Annotated in this window: 20 protein-coding genes; 7 read left to right on the top strand and 13 right to left on the bottom strand. The window is 57.2% G+C overall.

Going from position 1 to position 21,152, the window contains the following annotated elements:
- The first annotated feature begins 51 nt into the window (after positions 1–51).
- From AC6I8T_RS14720 to flk, 4 genes are all read left to right on the top strand, one after another.
- Positions 52–1,029: a Bug family tripartite tricarboxylate transporter substrate binding protein gene (locus AC6I8T_RS14720; protein ID WP_497834073.1), complete on the top strand. Its 978-nt coding sequence runs from the start codon at positions 52–54 to the stop codon at positions 1,027–1,029.
- A gap of 9 nt (positions 1,030–1,038) precedes the next feature.
- Complete coding sequence (locus AC6I8T_RS14725; protein ID WP_021185112.1) at positions 1,039–1,470, top strand: tripartite tricarboxylate transporter TctB family protein; 432 nt, start codon at positions 1,039–1,041, stop codon at positions 1,468–1,470.
- A gap of 12 nt (positions 1,471–1,482) precedes the next feature.
- Positions 1,483–2,991 carry a tripartite tricarboxylate transporter permease gene (locus tag AC6I8T_RS14730; RefSeq protein ID WP_208725563.1) on the top strand — a complete coding sequence of 503 codons (1,509 nt, stop codon included), beginning with the start codon at positions 1,483–1,485 and terminating at the stop codon, positions 2,989–2,991.
- A gap of 106 nt (positions 2,992–3,097) precedes the next feature.
- Positions 3,098–4,123 carry a flagella biosynthesis regulator Flk gene (gene flk / locus AC6I8T_RS14735; RefSeq protein ID WP_208723899.1) on the top strand — a complete coding sequence of 342 codons (1,026 nt, stop codon included), beginning with the start codon at positions 3,098–3,100 and terminating at the stop codon, positions 4,121–4,123.
- A 1-nt stretch (position 4,124) separates the two neighbouring features.
- On the opposite strand, the gene AC6I8T_RS14740 is transcribed toward flk, so the two are convergent.
- Positions 4,125–4,568, bottom strand: a complete 444-nt coding sequence (locus AC6I8T_RS14740) for a rhodanese-like domain-containing protein (RefSeq protein WP_208723898.1) — start codon at positions 4,566–4,568, stop codon at positions 4,125–4,127.
- A gap of 86 nt (positions 4,569–4,654) precedes the next feature.
- On the opposite strand from AC6I8T_RS14740, the gene pdxR reads away from it, so the two are divergent.
- Positions 4,655–6,094 carry a MocR-like pyridoxine biosynthesis transcription factor PdxR gene (gene pdxR, locus AC6I8T_RS14745; protein WP_208723897.1) on the top strand — a complete coding sequence of 480 codons (1,440 nt, stop codon included), beginning with the start codon at positions 4,655–4,657 and terminating at the stop codon, positions 6,092–6,094.
- Here the strand turns inward: pdxR and AC6I8T_RS14750 are convergent.
- Positions 6,057–7,238 carry an MFS transporter gene (locus AC6I8T_RS14750; protein ID WP_208723896.1) on the bottom strand — a complete coding sequence of 394 codons (1,182 nt, stop codon included), beginning with the start codon at positions 7,236–7,238 and terminating at the stop codon, positions 6,057–6,059. The genes pdxR and AC6I8T_RS14750 overlap by 38 nt on opposite strands.
- A gap of 210 nt (positions 7,239–7,448) precedes the next feature.
- Positions 7,449–8,669: a beta-ketoacyl-ACP synthase I gene (gene fabB, locus AC6I8T_RS14755; protein ID WP_021185117.1), complete on the bottom strand. Its 1,221-nt coding sequence runs from the start codon at positions 8,667–8,669 to the stop codon at positions 7,449–7,451.
- A gap of 156 nt (positions 8,670–8,825) precedes the next feature.
- On the opposite strand from fabB, the gene mnmC reads away from it, so the two are divergent.
- The gene (gene mnmC, locus AC6I8T_RS14760; RefSeq protein ID WP_497834074.1) at positions 8,826–10,841 is read left to right on the top strand and encodes a bifunctional tRNA (5-methylaminomethyl-2-thiouridine)(34)-methyltransferase MnmC2/FAD-dependent 5-carboxymethylaminomethyl-2-thiouridine(34) oxidoreductase MnmC1; all 2,016 of its coding nucleotides are present in this window, start codon (positions 8,826–8,828) and stop codon (positions 10,839–10,841) included.
- Positions 10,842–10,874: 33 nt separating this feature from the next.
- Here mnmC and AC6I8T_RS14765 read toward each other — a convergent pair whose 3' ends face one another.
- The 6 genes from AC6I8T_RS14765 to prmB all read right to left on the bottom strand — a co-directional run bounded on the left by AC6I8T_RS14765 (position 10,875) and on the right by prmB (position 15,482).
- Positions 10,875–11,156, bottom strand: coding sequence for a YfcL family protein (locus AC6I8T_RS14765; RefSeq protein WP_036626867.1), 282 nt, complete (start codon positions 11,154–11,156; stop codon positions 10,875–10,877).
- 22 nt (positions 11,157–11,178) lie between these two features.
- On the bottom strand, positions 11,179–11,724 hold the full coding sequence (locus tag AC6I8T_RS14770; protein WP_208723894.1) for an elongation factor P hydroxylase: 546 nt from the start codon (positions 11,722–11,724) through the stop codon (positions 11,179–11,181).
- Positions 11,725–11,791: 67 nt separating this feature from the next.
- Complete coding sequence (locus tag AC6I8T_RS14775) at positions 11,792–12,589, bottom strand: sulfite exporter TauE/SafE family protein (RefSeq protein ID WP_497834075.1); 798 nt, start codon at positions 12,587–12,589, stop codon at positions 11,792–11,794.
- Between the two features lie 18 nt (positions 12,590–12,607).
- Positions 12,608–13,432, bottom strand: a complete 825-nt coding sequence (mepA, locus tag AC6I8T_RS14780; protein ID WP_497834306.1) for a penicillin-insensitive murein endopeptidase — start codon at positions 13,430–13,432, stop codon at positions 12,608–12,610.
- Positions 13,433–13,436: 4 nt separating this feature from the next.
- Positions 13,437–14,522, bottom strand: coding sequence for a chorismate synthase (gene aroC / locus AC6I8T_RS14785; RefSeq protein ID WP_021185123.1), 1,086 nt, complete (start codon positions 14,520–14,522; stop codon positions 13,437–13,439).
- A gap of 27 nt (positions 14,523–14,549) precedes the next feature.
- The gene (prmB, locus tag AC6I8T_RS14790; protein ID WP_208723893.1) at positions 14,550–15,482 is read right to left on the bottom strand and encodes a 50S ribosomal protein L3 N(5)-glutamine methyltransferase; all 933 of its coding nucleotides are present in this window, start codon (positions 15,480–15,482) and stop codon (positions 14,550–14,552) included.
- A gap of 159 nt (positions 15,483–15,641) precedes the next feature.
- Here prmB and smrB point away from each other — a divergent pair, with 159 nt between their 5' ends.
- Positions 15,642–16,190, top strand: coding sequence for an endonuclease SmrB (gene smrB / locus AC6I8T_RS14795; protein WP_497834076.1), 549 nt, complete (start codon positions 15,642–15,644; stop codon positions 16,188–16,190).
- Positions 16,191–16,223: 33 nt separating this feature from the next.
- On the opposite strand, the gene sixA is transcribed toward smrB, so the two are convergent.
- The 4 genes from sixA to AC6I8T_RS14815 all read right to left on the bottom strand — a co-directional run bounded on the left by sixA (position 16,224) and on the right by AC6I8T_RS14815 (position 20,807).
- Entirely contained in the window at positions 16,224–16,706 is a 483-nt protein-coding gene (gene sixA, locus AC6I8T_RS14800; RefSeq protein ID WP_036626869.1) for a phosphohistidine phosphatase SixA, read from the bottom strand.
- 195 nt (positions 16,707–16,901) lie between these two features.
- Positions 16,902–19,031 carry a fatty acid oxidation complex subunit alpha FadJ gene (gene fadJ / locus AC6I8T_RS14805; protein ID WP_497834077.1) on the bottom strand — a complete coding sequence of 710 codons (2,130 nt, stop codon included), beginning with the start codon at positions 19,029–19,031 and terminating at the stop codon, positions 16,902–16,904.
- The gene (fadI, locus tag AC6I8T_RS14810) at positions 19,031–20,341 is read right to left on the bottom strand and encodes an acetyl-CoA C-acyltransferase FadI (RefSeq protein ID WP_208723891.1); all 1,311 of its coding nucleotides are present in this window, start codon (positions 20,339–20,341) and stop codon (positions 19,031–19,033) included. The genes fadJ and fadI overlap by 1 nt, the downstream gene beginning before the upstream one ends.
- Positions 20,342–20,510: 169 nt before the next feature.
- Positions 20,511–20,807 carry a YfcZ/YiiS family protein gene (locus tag AC6I8T_RS14815; RefSeq protein ID WP_208723890.1) on the bottom strand — a complete coding sequence of 99 codons (297 nt, stop codon included), beginning with the start codon at positions 20,805–20,807 and terminating at the stop codon, positions 20,511–20,513.
- Positions 20,808–21,152: the final 345 nt, after the last annotated feature.

The raw sequence follows: 21,152 nt of genomic DNA on the forward strand, positions 1-21,152 counted from the left end.
CCGCGATTCTTCGGCGGGTATCACACTCTGAAACCTACTATGGAGCGACCAATGAAAAATACTATTCGCACCAGCCTCACCGCAGGCCTGCTGGTCTTGTCAATGTCGTCAGTTTTTGCCGCTGCACCAGAACGCACTGAATGTATCGCCCCCGCGAAACCGGGTGGTGGTTTTGATCTGACCTGCAAATTGTTGCAGGTGTCCCTGCAAGAAACTGGGCAAATCACCACACCGATGCGCGTGACCTATATGCCTGGTGGCGTGGGTGCCGTCGCCTACAATGCCATCATTGCCCAGCGTCCGGCAGAAGCGGGCACCCTTGTCGCCTACTCAGGGGGTTCTCTGCTTAACCTGTCACAAGGCAAGTTTGGTCGTTATTCGGTGGACGACGTGAAATGGTTGGCGGCGATTGGCACTGATTACGGCATGGTCGCGGTGCGCGACGATGCGCCGTGGAAAACCCTCGGTGAATTGATGGAAGCAATGAAACAGGACCCCACCAAAGTGGTGGTAGGCGCTGGCGCCTCCATTGGTAGCCAGGACTGGATGAAAACCGCGCTGCTGGCGCGTGAAGCCGGTATCGATCCCCGCAAAATGCGTTATGTCGCCTTTGAAGGCGGTGGTGAACCCGTTACAGCGTTGCTTGGCAACCATATCCAGGTGGTCTCCGGCGATATGAGCGAAATGGTACCCCATTTGCAGAGTGGCAAAATGCGTGTTCTGGCCGTGATGGCTGACAAACGTTTGCCGGGCGAACTGGCGCAAATCCCCACCGCCAAAGAACAGGGCTTCAACGTTGAATGGCCGATTATCCGTGGTTACTACCTGGGGCCAAAAGTGAGCGATGCCGATTATCAATGGTGGGAGGATGCGTTCAAAAAGCTGGTGACCACCAAAGAGTTCCAGCAGCAGCGTAATATGCGCGGCCTGTTTGAGTTCAACATGTTTGGCAGCGAGTTAGACGCGTATGTAAAAAAACAGGTCGCCACCTATCGTGAACAGGCTAAATCGTTCGGTCTGGCGAAATAAGGGGGCTATATGAGCGATCGTATTTTTGCCTCCGTCTGGCTGTTGCTGTGTATCGCCGGGTTGTTTATCGCCTGGCAGATTCAAAGCGAATACAGCTACGAACCGGTCGGGCCCCGCCCCTTCCCGATGCTGCTGCTCGGCCTGATGGCCTTGTGTTCGGTGTTGATGCTGTTGCGCCAACCGGATGCCATACATTGGCCCGCGCCAGCCACACTGAGAAAACTTATTGTCCTGTGTCTGATGTTGATGCTGTATGGCTGGCTGTTTGAACGCATGGGGTTTGCCCTCTGCACCACCCTGTTGACCTTCGGCATCGGTCTGCTGTTTGGCGCACGCTGGTGGGCAGCGGTGATTTCTGGTGGCGTGATGGGCATCGCACTGTTTTACGCCTTCGATCATCTGCTGGATGTCACGCTGCCGGTCGGCAGTTGGTTCAGTTAACGGGAGATTATGATGGATACCTGGTCTTTTCTGATGCAGGGTTTCGCCGTCGCCATGACGCCGGAAAACCTGATGATCGCCCTGATCGGCTGCTTTATCGGCACCATTGTCGGACTGCTGCCGGGACTTGGGCCAATTAACGGCGTGGCAATTCTGATGCCATTGGCATTTGCCCTGCACTTACCGGCGGAATCGGCGCTGATCCTGCTGGCGACGGTGTATATCGGCTGTGAATACGGCGGTCGCATTTCGTCGATTCTGCTAAATGTGCCGGGCGATGCCGGAGCGATTATGACCGCGCTGGATGGCTATCCCATGGCACAACAGGGCAAAGCCGGGGTGGCGCTATCGATTTCGGCCGTCAGTTCGTTTATTGGCTCCACCATCGCCATCATCGGCATCATCTTGTTCGCCCCTTTGCTGGCAAACTGGTCGCTGGCCTTTGGTCCGGCGGAGTATTTCGCCTTGATGGTGTTCGCTATCGCCTGCCTCGGCAGCATGATGAGCCACAACCCACTGAAGTCGTTCCTCGCCGCGTTGATGGGATTGGGAATGGCAACGGTGGGCGTTGATGCCAACACCGGCGTCTATCGCTTCACCTTCGACAGCGTGCATCTCTCCGACGGTATTCAGTTCGTGGTGGTGGTGATTGGCCTGTTCTCGGTGAGCGAAATTCTGCTGATGCTGGAATCCACCAGCAGCGGTCAGAAGATGGTGCGCGCCAGCGGCCGGATGCTGTTCAACATGAAAGAGGCGGCGATGTCGACCGGAGCGACCCTGCGTGCCTCTTTTATCGGCTTCTTTGTCGGCGTGTTACCCGGTGCCGGAGCAACCATTGCCAGCGCCATCGCCTACATGACCGAGAAAAAGATCAGCGGCAGCGATCAGTTTGGTAAAGGGGACATTCGCGGCGTGGCCGCCCCGGAAGCGGCCAATAACGCCTCGGCCTGCGGTTCGTTTATCCCGATGCTGACGCTGGGCATTCCCGGTTCCGGCACCACGGCGGTGATGGTCGGCGCGCTGACGTTGTACAACATCACCCCCGGTCCGGCGATGTTCACCGAGCAGCCGGATATTGTCTGGGGATTGATCGCCGCGCTGCTGATTGGCAACGTGATGTTGCTGATTATGAACATCCCGATGATTAACCTGTTCGCGCGCATGCTGACCATTCCGCTGTGGTTTTTGGTGCCGGCGATTGCGGCAATTTCCGCGGTGGGCGTCTATGCGGTGCACAGTACCACCTTTGACTTACTGTTGATGGTGGGACTGGGGATTTTTGGTTACATCCTGCGCAAGATGGATTTCCCGATGTCACCGTTGATCCTTGGCTTTGTGCTGGGGGAGATGCTGGAGCAAAACCTGCGACGCGCGTTGTCGATCAGCAACGGCAACCTGCCGATTCTGTGGGAAAGCCTGATCTGCAAAGTGCTGCTGGTGTTGGCCGTGGCGGTGCTGATCGTTCCCCCCATCTGGAAACGCTGGCGACGTAAACGTGTGAAACTGGTCGAGGTAAAATAATTCCCTGCCCTCTGCTGCCCCCGTGGATTTCCCGGGGGCATTTGCTATCATATGGCCTCGTTTTTCCGGCGCACCCGGATCTGACTCGGTTTTCAAGGATTCCGCCATGCAACCTATTAGCGGTCCCGGTGTGCCCGCGGGCGATCGTTCCCCTCTCACCAACGCAACTGGCCGTCCCGGTGGCCCCGCTGGCGAGCAGCCATTAAGCCCTGCCCAGCGCACCACACTGGAACGTCTGATTGTGCGTATCATGTCGCTCAGCACCCTGAAAGCCCCGGAACTGTGGGCTGGCGTCCGTCATGAAGTTGGCGTAAAGAATGATGCGGAACTGCAATCGCGCCATTTTCCCGCTGCTGAGCAGCATCTCAACAGCCGCCTGACGCAAGTGCAGGACAGCCACGCCACGCGCCAGCTGTTGCAGCAATTGCTGGAAAAACTGCCGCAGGGTAATAACCGTCAGGCGGTGAGCGACTTTATCCGCCAGCAGTTTAATCAGACGGTGCTGAGTGCGTTGTCGCCGGATCAATTGCGTCAGGTGCTGACCATGTTGCAAAACGGTCAGATGGCCATCCCGCAGCCGCAACAAACGCGCAGCAGCGATCGCACCCTGCTGCCGGCTGAGCATCAGGCGCTGAATCAGCAAGTAACGCGTCTTGCCGCCAGTACCGGCGAATCGCCGGTTAAAGTGCTGGAAGACGTGCTGAAGCTGGTGAATCTGAAGAGTGGCGACCCGATCCCGTCACGTCACTTCCCACTGCTGACGCAATATTTACAGGTGCGGCAAACGTTGAGCCAACAGAGCGCGCCAACACTGCACATGCTGGAAAGCTCGCTCAAACAGCCGTTAACCCCCAGCGAACAACGCCTGCTGGAGGATTACAGCCAACAACGTTTCCAGGCCACACCGCAGATGGTACTGACCCCAGCGCAAACACAGGACTTACTGAATCTGCTGTTCAGCCGTCGCGCCGAGAAAAACCTGGAACAGCCGCTGGCTGGCAGCGAACTGCACCCTCAACCGATCTGGGCGCCGTGGGTTAGCCAACTGCCTGCGCCGCTGGCGCAGCGCCCAGCGTTGACCCTGAGCCTGGCGCTGGTGGTGTTTATTTTCCTGCTATGGGTTTTTCTGTGATTTAACAGCCGCACGATGCAGCCGGTGCCGCCGCAGGCCATTCGCCCGGCGCACTGCCCCATGCCATCGGGTGACCATCACGCTTCCAGAAATCCAGCCCGCCAATCAGTTCCTTCACCTGAAAGCCTAATGCCGCCAGCTTCAGCGCCGCCTTGGTCGAGCCATTGCAGCCAATGCCGTCGCAATAGGTGATGTAGACTTTTTGCCGATCCAGATGCGCGGTGGTGGCGGCGTTGATCGTGCGGTGCGGGAACGAGATCGCGCCACAAAGATGCCCGGCCTGATACACCGCATCCGATCGGGCATCAAACACCACGATCGCCTCACAACCGTTCGCCATATCTTCGGCTAAGTCCCAGGCGTCGGTGTAGTACGCCAGCTTATGTTGCAGATACGCCAGGCTGGCAGAGGGGCTGGCCGGGGGGAAGGCTAAGACAGATGACATCGTATTCTCCTGCTTTGAATTTCCTTCAGTGTAAGGCAAAGTGGTCTGCATATTGATACCACTTTTCATCCGATGATAAGACCACAATGACCTCTTCACCTTTGCTGACCCTGTTCAGCCATCAAAGCCAGGGCGGTCTGCGCGATCGGTTATGCGGCACGCTGCGTCAGGCAATTGCCAGCGGTCATCTGCGCTACGGCCAGAAAGTCCCTTCCAGCCGCCAGCTCGCCACTGACCTCGGCCTCTCCAGGGTGACGGTCGAAGCCGCCTATGCCCAACTGGAGAGTGAAGGTTATCTGCAACGCCATAGTGGACGCGGTACGTTTGTCGCGATTGCCATGCCACAGCGCGCACCGACCGTCCAGCCGCGCAACGGCCTGCGTTTCTCGGCGCGCGGCAGCCAGGTGCTGGCGACCGGGGGTTGTCAAGACCCGCCCTTTCCCCACGCTTTTGCCGCCGGTTCACCGGAATTGCGCGCCTTTCCGCATACGCAATGGCGGCGTATCAGCGCCAGCGTGCAACGTTCACTCGCCAGCAAAGTCATGGGCTATGGCGATCCCTGCGGTTATGCGCCTCTGCGGCAGGCACTGGCCGATTATCTGGCGCTGTCACGCGGAGTACGCTGTAGCGCCGAACAGGTGTTGATTCTGACCAGTTCGCAACAGGCGCTGCAACTGCTGGCATTGATGTTTCTGGATAGCGGCGACGATGTCTGGCTGGAGGAGCCGGGCTATCCCGGCGCTCGGAATGCGTTTCTCGCTGCCGGAGCCCGCTGCCGGGCGATGCCGTTGGATGAAGCCGGAGCCGTGCCACTCGAGGGCAGCGCAAAGCTGGTCTATCTCACCCCGTCACACCATTATCCGACCGGGACACCGATGAGTCTGGCGCGTCGCCTTGCATGGCTGGCCTGGGCGCGTCAGCAGGATAGCTGGTTGATTGAGGATGATTATGACAGCGAATTTCACTACGACGAACGCCCTCAGCCCGCGTTACAGGGGCTGGAAGCGGATAGCCGGGTAATCAGCCTTGGCACCTTTTCCAAAACCTTGTTTCCTTCGCTGCGTCTGGCGTGGATGGTGGTGCCTCCTGCATTGGTGGATGCGCTGGGCCGCGCGCGTAGCGTATTGGATGGACACGGCGCGTTGCTGCCGCAGGCGATCACCGCCGAATTTATCCAGCAGGGACATTTCGCCAGCCATTTGCGCCTGATGCGTCAGTTGTACCACAGCCGTCGTGATGTGCTGTTGCAACAACTCACCACACGCTGCGCCCCCTGGCTGACACCGTTGCCAGCAGCGGGCGGTTTACAACTGACAGTGCGTTTATTGCAGGGGGATGAAGCAGCATTAACCACTCAGGGACAAGCACAGGGATTGTTGCTGCCGCGCCTGTCCCCGCTCTATGCCGGACAGACGCGGCAGCCGGGTTGGATATTGGGTTTTGCCGCGCTGACGCCCGGTGAGATCGTCAGCGCCTGTGACAAGCTGGTTACGCTGCTGTCGCGCTGCGGGCAAAACGCCAGGTGACCATGATACCCAGCACCGCACAACAGGCACCCGCCGCATAGACCGAGCCATAGCCCAGCGCCGTTGCCAGCAAACCGGTCAACGGACCGCTGGCACCGTAAGCGATATCCTGGAACGCAGAGAAACCACCCAGCGCGGTGCCGCGAATCTGCGGTGAGACGCGTTTTATCACCTCAACACCCAGTGCCGGGAAGATCAGCGAACAACCACTGCCAGTCAACGCAGCGCCCAGCAGGGCTACCCAGCCCTGTCCGGCCAGTGCCAACAGCGTCAGACCCGCGGCTTCAACCAACAGCGAAACCATCGCCACCCGCGTTCCGCCGTGGCGGTCCGGCAGGCCGCCAAAGAACACCCGCACCAGCACAAAAGCACAACCAAAAGCGGTGAGTGCCAGACCGGCATTGCCCCACTGCTGGGCGGCAAAGTACAACGAGGTAAAGGTGCCGATTACCGCAAAGCCGGTGCCCTGCAACGCCAGCGCCAGGCCAGGCTGAAAGATGGTTTTCACCACACTAAACAGCGAAGGTCGTTCACCGCCCATTACCGGTACTGGGGCGATCCAGCTATTTAATGCCAGCGCCAGTAACGGCAACAACAGCGCCACCCCCCCCAGGGCAGCAAATCCGGCGTATTGATGAACCAGCAACCCAAGCGGCGCACCGGCGGCCAGCGACCCATAAATCGCCATACCATTCCACGACATCACCAGTCCGGATCGCCGACTGCCAACCAACCCCATGCCCCAGGTGAGATTACCCGTCAGCAGCAGGCTTTCACCAAAACCGAGCAGCAGACGGCCAATCGCCAACAGGCCAAACTTTGCCCACGGCGACACTGGCAACAGCGCTGCCGCCAGATAGGCCACGCCGACCAGCGCAATGGCGATCATGCCATGTTGGGTAGTGAGCTTAGCACCGTGCTGATCGGCCCGCCGTCCGGCAAAACTGCGTGTCAGCAAGGTGGCAAAGAACTGAATCCCCACCGCCACACCAACCATGACGTTGTTCATGCCCAGCTCCTGGTGGACATACAGCGGGATGACCGGCAGCGCGAGCCCCGCCGTCAGATAAGTGAGAAACACCGCAAAGGAGGTGCAGGCTAAAGGAAACACAGATTGCGTCTGCGCATCGGCAGCAGTAGACATAATGGACGTAACTCCTTGTTCTGAGACGTGCCATGCAGGCGAAAACCAGACACACGCACGTCTTCTGTAATTAACAGAAACGGGTGCGTTGGTTAACGTGAACGCTTACGTATTACGCGATGAGGGGATAGATTGTGGCAAGCGAAACGGAGAATGTCAAAACAGCGAGGGCCGGATTAACCGGCCCTCGTGGCATTCTGGTACTGAATCTTATGCGTGATATTTACGCATCGTCAGGGTGGCGTTGGTGCCACCAAAGCCGAAGCTGTTGGACATCACGGTGGTCAACGCTTTTTCCGTCGGCTGAGTAACGATGTTCATGCCTTTCGCCGCGTCGTCCAGCTCTTCCACGTTGATGCTTGGTGCGATGAAGCTGTGTTCCAGCATCAGCAGGGTGTAGATCGCTTCCTGCACGCCCGCCGCACCCAGTGAGTGACCGGTCATGGCTTTGGTAGCGGAGATGTACGGCGTGTTATCACCGAACACTTCGCGAATCGCACCCAGCTCTTTCACATCACCAACCGGGGTAGAAGTACCGTGGCTGTTGAGGTAGTCGATCGGGGTATCAAGACCCTGCATCGCCATCTTCATGCAGCGCACTGCGCCTTCACCTGACGGTGCGACCATATCCGCACCATCAGAGGTTGCGCCGTAGCCAACGATTTCGGCATAGATATGCGCGCCACGCGCCAGTGCGTGTTCCAGCTCTTCAACCACCACCATACCGCCGCCGCCAGCGATAACGAAACCATCACGGTTCGCATCATAAGTACGAGAGGCTTTTTCCGGGGTTTCGTTGTATTTGGTGGAGAGTGCGCCCATCGCATCGAACTCACAGGCCATTTCCCAGCTCAGTTCTTCGCCGCCGCCAGCAAATACCACATCCTGTTTGCCCAATTGAATCTGCTCAACCGCATTACCGATGCAGTGTGCCGAGGTAGCACAGGCGGAGCTGATTGAGTAGTTAACGCCGTGGATTTTGAACGGTGTTGCCAGACAAGCGGAAACGCCAGAGGCCATCGCTTTGGTCACCACGTACGGGCCAACGGCTTTCAGGCCACGCGGGCTACGCATCGCGTCAGCACCGAAGACCTGGAAACGCGGAGAACCGCCGCCAGAACCGGCGATCAGACCCACGCGTGGGTTGCTCTGATACTGCTCTTCGGTCAGGCCAGAATCTTTGATCGCTTCGGCCATAGAAAGGTAAGCGTAAATGGAGGCATCACTCATAAAACGCACGATTTTGCGATCGATAAGCCCGTTCGTATCCAGTTTTACATTACCCCATACGTGGCTGCGCATACCGGCTTCTTTCATCTCTTCGGAGAAAGTAATGCCAGAACGGCCTTCACGCAGAGATGCCAGCACCTCTTGCTGGTTATTACCAATGCTGGAAACGATACCCAGGCCAGTAATCACTGCACGTTTCATTCAAATAGTCCTCATTCCACTTCTTTTGGATTGACGTGCACTCTAGCTTACAGTTGTAAGCCGAACAAGTCCGATCAGCCATTTCCTTTTGTAAATTTGCGTCATGTGACGGCACTCGCTAAAATCACGCCACTGCCTGAAAAATGAGCCTTTCCCTTGAAGTTATCCCCGGTTGAACACGCACAACTGAACTGGAACGAACAGGGTACACCTGTTTCGCAAGCCTTCGACGACGTTTATTTCTCCAACGACAATGGTCTGGAGGAGACACGCTATGTGTTTCTCGATGGCAATGGCCTGCCGCAACGCTTCCACGATCACGATCGCGACCTGTTTATCGTGGCGGAAAGCGGCTTTGGCACCGGGCTTAACTTCCTGACCTTATGGCAAGCCTTCGACCATTTTCGCCGCCAGCACCCAACAGCCCACCTGAAACGCCTGCACTTTATCAGCTGTGAGAAATTCCCGCTGACGCAGCAGGATCTGGTCGCAGCGCATGCGCACTGGCCAGAACTTCACCCCTGGGCCGAACTGTTGCAGCAGCAATGGCCCGCGCCATTGCCGGGTTGCCAGCGTCTGCTGTTTGGCGGCGGTGAGGTCACCCTGGACCTGTGGTTAGGCGATATTAACGCGCTAATTGATACCTTTGATGACAGTCTGCATCGTCAGGTAGATGCGTGGTTCCTCGATGGCTTCGCCCCGGCGAAGAATCCGGAGATGTGGACAGCAGGATTATTTGCCGCGATGGCACGCATGGCACGTCCTGGCGGTACGCTGGCGACCTTCACCTCGGCCGGTTTTGTGCGTCGCGGTTTGCAGGAGGCGGGTTTTCACGTCAGCAAACGCAAAGGTTTTGGTCATAAACGCGAGATGCTGACCGGCCAACTCCCTGATGCCCCCGCCCTGCCACAGCGCCAGCCCTGGTATGCACGCCCGCAGGCGGCGGGCCAGGAGGTGGCGTTGATTGGCGGTGGCGTCGCCAGCGCGGTACTGGCGCTGGCGCTGTTGCGCCGTGGCTGGCACGTCACCCTTTATTGTGCCGATGCCGCGGCCGCGCTGGGTGCATCGGGTAATCGTCAGGGAGCGCTTTATCCGCTGCTCAATCAGCATGATCCGGCCCTGGCTAACTTTTTCCCCGCTGCATTCAGCTTTGCCCGCCGTATCTATGATGCACTGCCGGTGGCGTTCGAACATGACTGGAGCGGCGTGCTGCAACTCGGTTGGGACGAGAAAAGTGCTGACAAAATCGCTCAGATGCTGAGTATGGGGCTACCGCACGACATCGCTTACGGTGTTAATAAAGAAGCAGCAGAAGCGCTGGCAGGCGTTGAGCTGGGAATGGGCGGCATTTACTACCCACACGGTGGCTGGCTGTCACCGTCAGAATTGACCAGCAACCTGCTTGAATACGCGCAAACGCTGGGATTACGCGTGCACTGGCTGCATCGTGTGACCCGGCTGACATCGCAGGATGACGGCTGGACACTGAGTTTTGCTGAACAGCACGATGTCCGGCATCAACAGGTGGTGCTGGCAAATGGTCACGCGTTGCTGGATATCGAGCAGAGCCAGGATCTACCGGTATATGCGGTGGCGGGCCAGGTCAGCCATGTGCCGAGCCACCCGGCGTTAGGCGCATTACGCAGCGTGTTGTGCTATGACGGTTATCTCACGCCGGTCAGTCCAAATTATGCGACCCACTGTATCGGAGCCAGCTACCATCGTGGCGATACCGCGACGGATTACCGTGCCGATGACCAGTTGGAGAATCGTCAGCGACTGATCAATTGCCTGCCTGGCACCGACTGGCCTGAAAAAGTCGACGTCAGCGGCAGCGAGGCGCGTATCGGCGTTCGATGTGCCACGCGTGACCATCTGCCGATGGTCGGTAGCGCGCCGGACTATGACGCCACCCTGACGCAGTACGCCACGCTGGCAGAACAGCGGGCACGCGGGGAAACTATCGCCACCGCGCCGTTGTACCCGGGATTGTTTGTGCTGGGGGCGTTGGGGTCGCGCGGTTTGTGCAGCGCACCGCTGGCCGCAGAAGTGCTGGCGGCACAAATGAGTGGCGAGCCGCAGCCGCTGGATGTTACTACCCTGGCGGCACTGAATCCGAATCGCTACTGGGTGAGGAAACTGCTGAAAGGGAAGAAGGCAGGACGCCCGTAACAGCGCGATTTATCGCGCCGTTACGGAAGCGGCTTAGACGGTCTGACGCGCCTGGTTAAACAAGTTTTCCCACATACCCACTACCAGCGCCTGGTCGCGTGGTGACAGCTCACCGGCGGCGATGGCTTTTTGCAGGCTGTTAGTGACCTGAATCTGTAGCGCTTCCGGCGTGTGCTCGCCACTTTGTTCAATTTCGGCCACCGCCAACGTCAGGTGTCCACGCAGATAACCGCCAGCAAACAATTCGTCGTCACTGGCGTGATCCACCATATCGTCAATCAGCGCCAGAATGCGTGACTCAAATTCTACGATCATCTCAATTTTCCTTCATTAATGGTCACAGATCTTCCGGCCAGGGAAACTGTGCCGCAGTCAGCGCAGGGGTGCCGTAATAATCTCGTAATGCCTGAATAAACCGTGCCGGGCGCGCCGGAATGCCTTGCTCAAGGTAGGTCATCACCTGGGTATGCACCTTCCGCTGAAACGCAATGCGATCTGGCTCACAATCTCCTTCGAGATTGTCACAACTTACGTTGAAGGGAAAGCCTGCCGCCATACAAAACATCCACTCCAGCGCCTGCGGCTTAATCTCCACCGATTCAAACTGGTTTTGCGTCTGCGCATCACGCCCGTCCGGGCAATACCAGTAACCAAAATCCACCAGTTTACGCCGCGCCTCACCGGCGATACACCAGTGGGAAATTTCATGCATGCCGCTGGCGTAAAAACCGTGCGCAAAGACGATGCGATGCCACGGTGAGGTTTCATCTGCCGGAAGATAAATGGGTTCGTCGTCGCCTTTAACCAGACGCGTCTGAAACTCGTCCTGAAAGCAGCTATCGAACACGCTAATCAGCTGCTCGTAATGGTGTGTTGTACTCATGATGTCATTGTTCTGTTGAAAACCGGCGTCATTGTCGCATCGGCTGCCGGTATTGACGAGTGTTTGATCACAGGGTGGCCATCCATGCCAGCAATGCGCTGCCGTGACTATCCCATAACAGTTTGGCGCTCATCACCGCAGAGACCGTCACCACCATCGGGCGGATCAGTTTATGACCACGGCTCAGCACCAGTCGCGCGCCGAGTCTGGCACCGCAAAACGCACCCAGCAGCATAATCAGGCCGGTGCCCCACACCACCTTGCCACCAAACATAAAGAACAGCAGGCTGCCGAAGTTGGAGGTGAAATTGAGGATTTTGGCGTGCGCGGTCGCTTTAGCCAGATTAAAACCACACAGGGTGACGAAAGCCAGCGCGTAAAAGGAACCGGCACCGGGACCGAAGAAGCCATCGTAAAAACCGACACAGCCCCCGCCCACCAGCGCATAAGCCAAACCGTGCAGGCGCTGCGCACGATCCTGCTCACCAATACGCGGCATCAGCAGGAACCATAGGCCAATGCTGATCAGCAGTAGCGGCAGTACCTGGCGCAGAATATCGGCCTTGATATGCTGGATCAGCACCGCACCGCAAATCGCGCCGATAAAGGTCATGGCGATATTCAAGCGCTGTGCTCGAAGGTTAATTACCCCACGACGCACAAAGTACAGGCTGGCGGAGAAAGAGCCGCCGACCGATTGCAGCTTATTGGTGGCTAACGCCTGGGCCGGGGAAAGTCCGGCCGCCAGCAGTGACGGCAGGGTCAACAGGCCACCCCCACCGGCAATGGAATCAATAAAAGCCGCCAGCACCGAGACACCAAATAACACCACCAGCACCAGAGGGCTGGCTACAAACCATTCCATAATGTTGTTACATCCCTGTTATAACAGATGGTTATCCAACAATGCCTGACACGAAGCGGGCAGCGGTGGCGGTTCTTTTTTGACCGGGGCCGTGGTGCCTGGCTGTTTCGGCAGGAACCAGCTTTCCAGTTCCGCACCACAACCGTCTCCCGGAGGCGGCGCAGGTTGATCCTGACACTCCAGACTCCCCGGCGGGCAGCGCAGTCGGACATGCATATGTGCGCGATGCGCAAACCACGGACGCACTTTATTCAGCCAGCCGCGATCGCTTCCTGCATCGGCGCAAAGCTGCTTTTTGATCGCCGGATTGACGAAGATACGTGTCACTTCATCATCTTTCGCCGCCAGTTTAATCAGGCTATCGATCTGCGGCTGCCAATGACGCGCCACCACCTGCTTGCCATCCGGGGCGACCAGGTCGAGAGGTTGTGGTTTTAACAGTTGCTGCGCCGTCCAGCGATTGCGTGGCAGTTGCAACCAGATATCGACATCCAGCCCGGTTTGGTGGCTGGCGTGACCGCTGCTAAAACGTCCACCTGCCGCCATACCCATATCCCCAATCAACACCTGCCCCAGTTGCAGTTGATGCACCTGGTTGCTGAGACGCTGAATAAAGGCGATCAAATCAGGATGACCAAAATAGCGGTGCTGGTCCTGACGCATCACCTGGTAATCGGGCGAGTTCAACGGCAATTGTTGGGCACCCACGATGCAGCCATTGGCAAAACTGCCAATTGACTGTGGCGCACCGCTAATCGGTTGATAAATTTGCTGCCACGGTGTGGCAGCATTGACGGCGACGGTACACAGCAGCGCGGCAAGGGTAAGCAGCAGACGACGCATCGATTTACCAGCGTGGAACAGTGGAGTTAACGTCAGCACACTGCGCACGCTGGCGCAGCAGATGATCCATCAGCACGATCGCCATCATCGCTTCAGCGATCGGCACCGCGCGGATACCGACGCAGGGATCGTGACGACCTTTGGTGATCATCTCAACTTCTTCGCCGTCACGGGTGATGGTTTTACCCGGTACGGTGATGCTCGAAGTCGGTTTCATCGCCAGGTTTGCGCTGATGGTCTGGCCGCTGCTGATACCGCCGAGAATACCGCCCGCATGGTTGCTCTGGAAACCGTTAGCACGGATTTCATCGCGATGCTGGCTGCCACGCTGGTTCACCACCGCAAAACCGTCGCCAATCTCAACGCCTTTCACGGCGTTGATGCTCATCAGCGCATGGGCCAGGTCAGCATCGAGGCGGTCAAACACTGGCTCACCGAGGCCCGGAGGGACATTCTCTGCCATCACCGTCACTTTGGCACCAATGGAGTCACCCTCTTTTTTCAGCGCACGCATCAGTTCATCCAGCGCTTCCAGCTTGTCAGCATCCGGGCAGAAAAACGGGTTTTCTTCGACAATGCTCCAGTCCTTCAACTCACAAGCCACATCGCCAATCTGCGCCAGATAACCACGCACCTGAATGCCGTGTTTCATCTGTAGATATTTTTTGGCGATGGCACCCGCCGCCACGCGCATCGCAGTTTCGCGTGCCGAGGAACGGCCGCCACCACGGTAATCACGCAGGCCGTATTTTTGCTCGTAGGTGTAATCTGCATGGCCGGGACGGAACAGATCTTTGATGGCGCTGTAATCCTGGGAACGCTGGTCGGTGTTCTCAATCAGCAGGCCAATTGAAGTGCCGGTGGTCACACCTTCAAACACGCCTGACAAAATTTTCACCTGATCCGGCTCGCGGCGTTGGGTGGTATAACGCGAGGTGCCAGGACGACGACGATCGAGATCGTGTTGAATATCGGCTTCGGTCAGAGGGATGCCCGGCGGTACGCCATCGACAATACAGCCCAACGCAATACCGTGCGACTCGCCAAACGTGGTTACTCGAAAAAATTGTCCGATGCTGTTTCCGGCCATGCTGAATCCTTGTTGCGTTGTTCGCTTTTAGTCTTTAAAGAATGAGAAATGATGCTGCGCGTCAACGATTTGCTGACGAGTCAGCATAAATACGCCGTCGCCACCGTTGTCGAACTCCAGCCAGGTGAAAGGCACATCGGGATACTGTTCGATCATATGCACCATGCTGTTGCCCACTTCGCAAATCAGCACGCCCTGCTCGCTCAGGTAATTTGGCGCACAGGCGAGGATACGACGCACCAGCTTCAGGCCATCGCTACCTGCGGCCAGCCCCAGTTCCGGTTCGTGACGATATTCACCCGGCAAGTCATCCATATCTTCGGCGTCGACGTAAGGCGGGTTGGTGACGATCAGATCGTATTTCACCTCTGGCAGGCCACGGAACAGGTCGGCACGAATCGGGGTTACGTGGTTCAGCAAACCATGTTCTTCGATGTTCTGCTCTGCGACCGCCAGTGCATCGGTGGAGATATCAACGGCATCCACCTCGGCTTCCGGGAAAGCATAAGCGCAGGCAATGGCGATACAACCGCTACCGGTACACATATCAAGGATATGGTTTGGGTTTTCGGCGATCAGTCCGGCAAAACGGTTGTCAATCAATTCGCCAATCGGCGAACGTGGCACCAGCACGCGCTCGTCAACGTAAAATTCATGGCCGCAGAACCAGGCTTTGTTAGTGAGGTAGGCCACCGGAATGCGCTCGTTAACGCGGCGAATTACGCGTTCAACGATACGATGACGCTCGCTGGCAGTCAGGCGCGCATGGCGCATATCTTCCGGGATATCCAGCGGCAGCCAGAGGGTGGGCAGGACCAGTTGTACCGCTTCGTCCCAGGGGTTGTCTGTGCCGTGACCGTACCAGATACCGGCCGCAGAAAAACGGCTGACGGCCCAGCGCAGCATATCCTGAATGGTGTGCAGTTCGTTGACTGCCTCATCGACGAAAATTTTGTCCACGTAGCCCTCCAGCAGGCCATAAAATCAATCGGCCGATAGTTTGCCACGAAGCCGGGCAGAATTCAGCGCGGCGAGGCGAAAAAGCTGACATTTGTTAACACTTAAAGGTAAGGTAGGACCTCAGAACCCCCCGCCATTCCTGAAGATACCAATTGAGACATGAGTAAAAAGACGCCGCTAAGCCAGGACGATCAGGCGCTGTTCCGCCAGTTAATGACCGGAACACGCAAGCTGAAACAGGACACCATCGTGCATAAACCGGTGGTGAAAACGCGTGAAGTTCCGCTGAAAAGGCTGCTTTCCGAACAGGCCGATAATAGCCATTATTTCTCCGACGAGTTTCGGCCGCTGCTGTCCAGCGACGGGCCGGTGCGTTACGTGCGCGCCGATGTCAGCCATTATGAGTTGAAAAAACTGCGGCGTGGCGACTACACCCCGGAGATCTTTCTCGATCTGCACGGCTTAACCCAGATGCAAGCCAAGCAGGAGCTGGGTGCGCTAATCGCCGCCTGTCGGCGCGAGCACCTGTTTTGCGCCAGTGTGATGACCGGGCACGGCAAACACATCCTCAAGCAGCAAACGCCGCTGTGGCTGGCACAACATCCGTGGGTGATGGCGTTTCATCAGGCACCAAAATTGTTCGGTGGCGATGCAGCCTTGCTGGTATTGATTGAAGTGGAAGAGTGGCAACCGCCAGAATTGCCTTGAGGGATGGGGCCGCCGCAGCGGCCCATAGCGGGATTACATCGCTTTGGCCAGTTTCGAGGGACTGACCTGCCACTCCAGCTTGCCTTCGCAGGTTGCCGGGTCAAAATTGACGCAGGCAATGGCGGAGGTTGCGAACATCGGTGGCGTTTCCTGCGGGCACAACTCGGAAACCAGATACCCCACCAGCGGCAGATGCGAAATCACCAGTACCGATTTCACCCCTTCGTTCGCCAGCGCCTGTAAATAGCAGGCCACCAGCCCCGGATCGCCACCCGGCGTCAACTCTGGCAACACGTCCTGCCCTTCCGGCAGCGTCAGGGCTTCGCGTACCGTTGCCAGGGTTTGCCCGGCACGCAGATAGGGGCTGACCAGCACCCGTTCGATATCCAGCGCCTGGCCGTTGAGCCAGCTCGCCATCTGGCGTGATTCGTCACATCCGCAAAGCGTGAGTGGTCTGACTGAATCACTTGCTGCTTCCAGAGCCGCATCGCCATGACGCATGATAAAAACTTGCATAAAGCACCGCTGTTGTTTGTCGATATCATCCGGTACCACAGCACCAGACGCTTCATTCTGCGAATGAACGCTGTGTTTTACCGCAATGGCTTCAGTATAGTCAACCGGTTGTTTATTAAATAAGCATATCTCAGAATGCTACCGCATAAGCCTTATCCGAACCGTCTTTCTAACCCGCTGAATCTGTAAGCCTATTCAGATTTGTGCAGAAGTGTAAAATTTCGTTTGCTCTTGTACCGCTGTCATCAGAGTGTCACAAGGTGCGAAACGATCACCGTGCTGCTGCATTAAGGCGTTTAATGTATTGACCATTTCTGCGGCACCCAGCGTGTCCATATAACGGAAGGGGCCGCCCAGGAACGGCGGAAAACCGATGCCAAACACAGCGGCAATGTCGCCATCACGCGCGCTGCGAATCACCGCTTCGTTCAGACAGCGAGCGGCCTCATTCAGCATCATCATGACGCAGCGCGTGGCGATTTGCCCTTCACTTTGCCTGGCCTGCGGTTTGATGCCGAGCAGCGTGTAAAGCGACGGATCGGCTTTGCGTTTCATCGGGAAACGTGCGCGCTGATATAAATAGAAGCCTTTGCCGTTTTTACGTCCTTTGCGATCGTCAGCCAGAATCGCCGCGACGGCCTCCGGCGCGCTAAAACGATCGCCATATGCCTGTTGCAGAATCGGGCTGATTTTGCTGCCAACGTCAATCCCCACCTCATCCAGCAACTGCAACGGCCCCACCGGAAAGCCGAACTTCACCAGCGCTCGATCAATATGTTCAATTGGTTCGCCTTCCAGCAGACAACGCATCGCTTCATTTATATAGGGCGCCAGAATACGGTTGACGTAGAAGCCCGGTTTATCCGCCACCACCACGGCGGTTTTACCCTGCTGGCGCGCCAGCTGCACGGTAGTCGCCAGGGTTGCTGCCGAGGTGGTTGCGTGCGGGATCACCTCCACCAGCGGCATTTTGTCTACCGGACTGAAAAAATGCAGACCGATCACGTTCTCCGGGCGCTGGGCTTTGGCAGCAATGTCGCCAATCGGCAGCGATGAGGTGTTGGAAGCAAAAATGGTATACGTCTGACAATGGCTTTCAATTTCTGCCACCATCTGCTGCTTCAACGCCAGATCTTCAAATACCGCCTCAATCACCAGGTCTCGCCGGGCAAATCCCTGATAATCCTGCGTTCCGCTAATTAACGCCATCTGTTGCTGACGTTGAGCCGCCTTGATCTGGCGGCGTTTCAGGCGCTGCGTCAGGCGATCCCAGCTATATTGCAACGCATGATTAATGCCGCTGAGGTTAATATCGCGAATACGTACCGGCAATCCGGCATTCAACGCCGTGACGCTGGCGATACCCCCGCCCATCAGCCCGCCACCGAGCACGCCGATATGCTGAAGCTCGCGCGGTTCAGCATCAGCAAAGGCTTCTTTCTTTATCGCCGTGGAGGCAAAGAATAAACTGCGCAGCGCGACCGATTCGCGGGTCATCGCCAGTTGTCCAAAGGCACGCGCTTCTGCTTCATGACCGGCGCTGCTACCTTGATCCAGCCCGCTACGCACCACCTGTAAAATACGCTCGACAGCCGGATAGTTGCCGTGGGTTTTGCTGTCGGTCTGACGTTTTGCCAGCGCGAACACCACCTGTCGGGCGATTGGCCCTTGCAACAGTCGATCACGGCATGGCAGCGTTCGCAGCGTCTTTTTCCCCTTCAGCACTCGCGCAATGGCGGTTTCCAGCAGAATGGATTGCGGGACCGCGTCATCAACCAGCCCCAGCTTTAGCGCCTGCTTCGCCCGCAGTTGTTTCCCGGTCAGGAGCAACGGCAGCGCCTGCTGAAGACCAATTAACCGTGGCAAACGTTGCGTACCGCCAGAACCGGGCAGCAATCCCAACTGAACTTCCGGCAGACCCAAACGGGTTTTGTCATCCAGCGAGCAGATACGTGCATCACACGCCAGCGCCAACTCCAGCCCGCCCCCCAGGCAGGCACCGTGAATCGCCGCCACGACAGGAAACGGCAGCGCCGCAATAGCCGCCATCACTTCTTGTCCCTGCCGAGCCAGCGCTTCGGCGTCATCCGCCGTCTGACAGCGGTCAATCATGCTGATATCCGCGCCAGCGATAAAGTTGTCACGTTTACCGGAGATCAATACCAGCCCGACCAGCTCGGGATCGCGGCGGGCTTCTGCCAGCACCGCCTGAATTTGCGGCACAAATTCAGCTTTCAGGGTGTTCATCTTCTCGCCCGGTACATCAATGGTGATCACGCCAATGTGATCGAGGCGCATATGCAGGTGGAACGCAGAATCATGCATTATTCGGCCTCCAGTACCATTGCGGTGCCTAAGCCACCCGCTGCACAGGCGGTCACCAGTCCCAGCCCGCCACCGCGTCGCCGTAATTCCTGTAACGTCTGGGTGATCATCCGCGCGCCGGTCGCGGCGAAGGGATGACCATAGGCGATCGATCCCCCCAGCACGTTAAAACGTTCTTCATTCACCTCACCTAGCGCATGCGGGCGGTTTAACACCTCGCGCGCAAAGCGTTCATCATTAAACATTTTCAAATTTGCCAGGGTTTGTGCGGCGAAAGCTTCATGCATATCAATCAGGGTCAGGTCGTTGAGGCCAATACCAGCACGCTCCAGCGCCAGAGGCGAGGCATAGGCCGGTCCCAGCAACATATCCTGCCAGACATCAATGGCGCTAAACGCGTAGCTGCGTAGATACCCAAGCGGAGTGATGCCCAACTCACGCGCACGCCCTTCACGCATCAGAATCACGGCGGCTGCACCGTCGGTAAGCGGCGTGCTGTTGGCGGCGGTTACTGTGCCATGCTGACGGTCAAACGCCGGACGCAGCCGCGCATAGTCGGCAGCGCTGGCGTTAAAACGGACGTTGTTATCCTGCTCGATCGGGGCTTTCCACGGCGGCACAAAGGCAGGCATCACTTCCTGTGACAGCACACCAGATTGCCATGCACGCGCCGCACGCTGATGTGAACGCAGGGCTAACGCATCCTGCTGCTCGCGGGTGATGCCGTGCGTTTTCGCCATCTGCTCGGCGGTGTCCCCCATGCGCAGTCCGGTGGAATACTCAGCCACCGCCGGTGGCACCGGCAACAGGTCACGCGGGCGCAGGCGACGTAAAATTTGCAGCTTCTGGCTGAAGCGACGCGCTTTGTTAAGATCAACCAGCGCGCGCGCCAGGGTTTTACTGACGCCAATCGGCAATACCGAAGAGGAATCCGCGCCGCCAGCGATACCGGCATCAATGCTACCCGCCATCAGGCTTTCCGCCACATTTGCCACTGCCTGAAAACTGGTGGCACAGGCCCGGCTGACGCTGTACGCATCGGTATGCACGCTCAATCCACTACTCAACACGATTTCACGGGCGATATTGGGTGCTTCCGGCATTTGCACCACCTGGCCGAACACCAGTTGGTCGATAACCTCCACCGGCAATTCGCTGCGGGCCATTAATTCGCTCACCACCATCCGTCCCAGCTCCAGCGCCGGGATACCATGAAAATCACTCGCCTGGCGGGCAAACGGGGTACGGAGTCCGTGGGTTATGGCGATGCGTTCGCCCTGACGCGTCAGCAGCGGCTGCGCTTTGCTCATTGCCTGTCACCTGTGCTATTCGACCGGGGCGTCATTGCCCAAAGAGGTCTGACCTGATCATCAGTGTTAACCAGGAGCGCGTAAGTCGCCAATATGCAGAGGAAAAAAGTGCGAGGAGAAACACGAAATTAACAAACACTGCCGGAACCAAGTCCGGCAGTTGGGGGGATTAGCGCAGACCGAGCTGGAAAATCAGGGATTCTGCCTGACAGGCGAAGATGAAATCGATATTCAGGCGCACGCCTTCGGCTTCATTCTCCAGTTGTGGGCGGATATCGCACGGCTCGGATTCAACCTGTCGCGCCCGCTCACTCAGGTGCTTCAGCATCGCTTCAGCCGCATGGCGGTCGGCAAACAATCCAGACCAGCTGGCAGTGCAATCGGTGTTGTCGACAACAGTCCCCACATCAACGCAGCAGCAGGCTGCGGTTTCGTTGGCGCTGCATTTATTAATGGCATCAGTCATGGCTTTCTCCTGACGATAAAACAGACAAAAAGGAATTTTTTCTGCCACAAAGTGTACGCCTGAAGCCTTACCGTCGCCACGCTCAACCTGCTAAGTGACGAATATCACACTAAAAATTGATCCAAAACAAATTTGACTCGCTATGCTGGAACGTAACGGCAAGGATTTTGTTAAGCAGATCTGATTTTATCGATCAAATTGGAAATATTTTAAAAACATTATTGCAACAAATACACAGGTCCGACCTATACTCGTCGCACTGGTCTGATATGTGTCTCTGTCGTCAGTCCCTACAATCCGCCGACCCTTGTTACGCGATGTAACAACGTTTAATAATAATTGATG

Source organism: Pantoea sp. X-Soil-OKNW-556 (assembly GCF_059730695.1).

Coding starts and splice junctions, on each gene's coding strand:
- AC6I8T_RS14720 (WP_497834073.1), top strand. CDS start 52: ATGAAAAATACTATTCGCACCAGCCTCACCGCAGGCCTGCTGGTCTTG.
- AC6I8T_RS14725 (WP_021185112.1), top strand. CDS start 1,039: ATGAGCGATCGTATTTTTGCCTCCGTCTGGCTGTTGCTGTGTATCGCC.
- AC6I8T_RS14730 (WP_208725563.1), top strand. CDS start 1,483: ATGGATACCTGGTCTTTTCTGATGCAGGGTTTCGCCGTCGCCATGACG.
- flk (WP_208723899.1), top strand. CDS start 3,098: ATGCAACCTATTAGCGGTCCCGGTGTGCCCGCGGGCGATCGTTCCCCT.
- AC6I8T_RS14740 (WP_208723898.1), bottom strand. CDS start 4,568: ATGTCATCTGTCTTAGCCTTCCCCCCGGCCAGCCCCTCTGCCAGCCTG.
- pdxR (WP_208723897.1), top strand. CDS start 4,655: ATGACCTCTTCACCTTTGCTGACCCTGTTCAGCCATCAAAGCCAGGGC.
- AC6I8T_RS14750 (WP_208723896.1), bottom strand. CDS start 7,238: ATGTCTACTGCTGCCGATGCGCAGACGCAATCTGTGTTTCCTTTAGCC.
- fabB (WP_021185117.1), bottom strand. CDS start 8,669: ATGAAACGTGCAGTGATTACTGGCCTGGGTATCGTTTCCAGCATTGGT.
- AC6I8T_RS14765 (WP_036626867.1), bottom strand. CDS start 11,156: ATGATCGTAGAATTTGAGTCACGCATTCTGGCGCTGATTGACGATATG.
- AC6I8T_RS14770 (WP_208723894.1), bottom strand. CDS start 11,724: ATGAGTACAACACACCATTACGAGCAGCTGATTAGCGTGTTCGATAGC.
- AC6I8T_RS14775 (WP_497834075.1), bottom strand. CDS start 12,589: ATGGAATGGTTTGTAGCCAGCCCTCTGGTGCTGGTGGTGTTATTTGGT.
- mepA (WP_497834306.1), bottom strand. CDS start 13,432: ATGCGTCGTCTGCTGCTTACCCTTGCCGCGCTGCTGTGTACCGTCGCC.
- aroC (WP_021185123.1), bottom strand. CDS start 14,522: ATGGCCGGAAACAGCATCGGACAATTTTTTCGAGTAACCACGTTTGGC.
- smrB (WP_497834076.1), top strand. CDS start 15,642: ATGAGTAAAAAGACGCCGCTAAGCCAGGACGATCAGGCGCTGTTCCGC.
- sixA (WP_036626869.1), bottom strand. CDS start 16,706: ATGCAAGTTTTTATCATGCGTCATGGCGATGCGGCTCTGGAAGCAGCA.
- fadJ (WP_497834077.1), bottom strand. CDS start 19,031: ATGCATGATTCTGCGTTCCACCTGCATATGCGCCTCGATCACATTGGC.
- fadI (WP_208723891.1), bottom strand. CDS start 20,341: ATGAGCAAAGCGCAGCCGCTGCTGACGCGTCAGGGCGAACGCATCGCC.
- AC6I8T_RS14815 (WP_208723890.1), bottom strand. CDS start 20,807: ATGACTGATGCCATTAATAAATGCAGCGCCAACGAAACCGCAGCCTGC.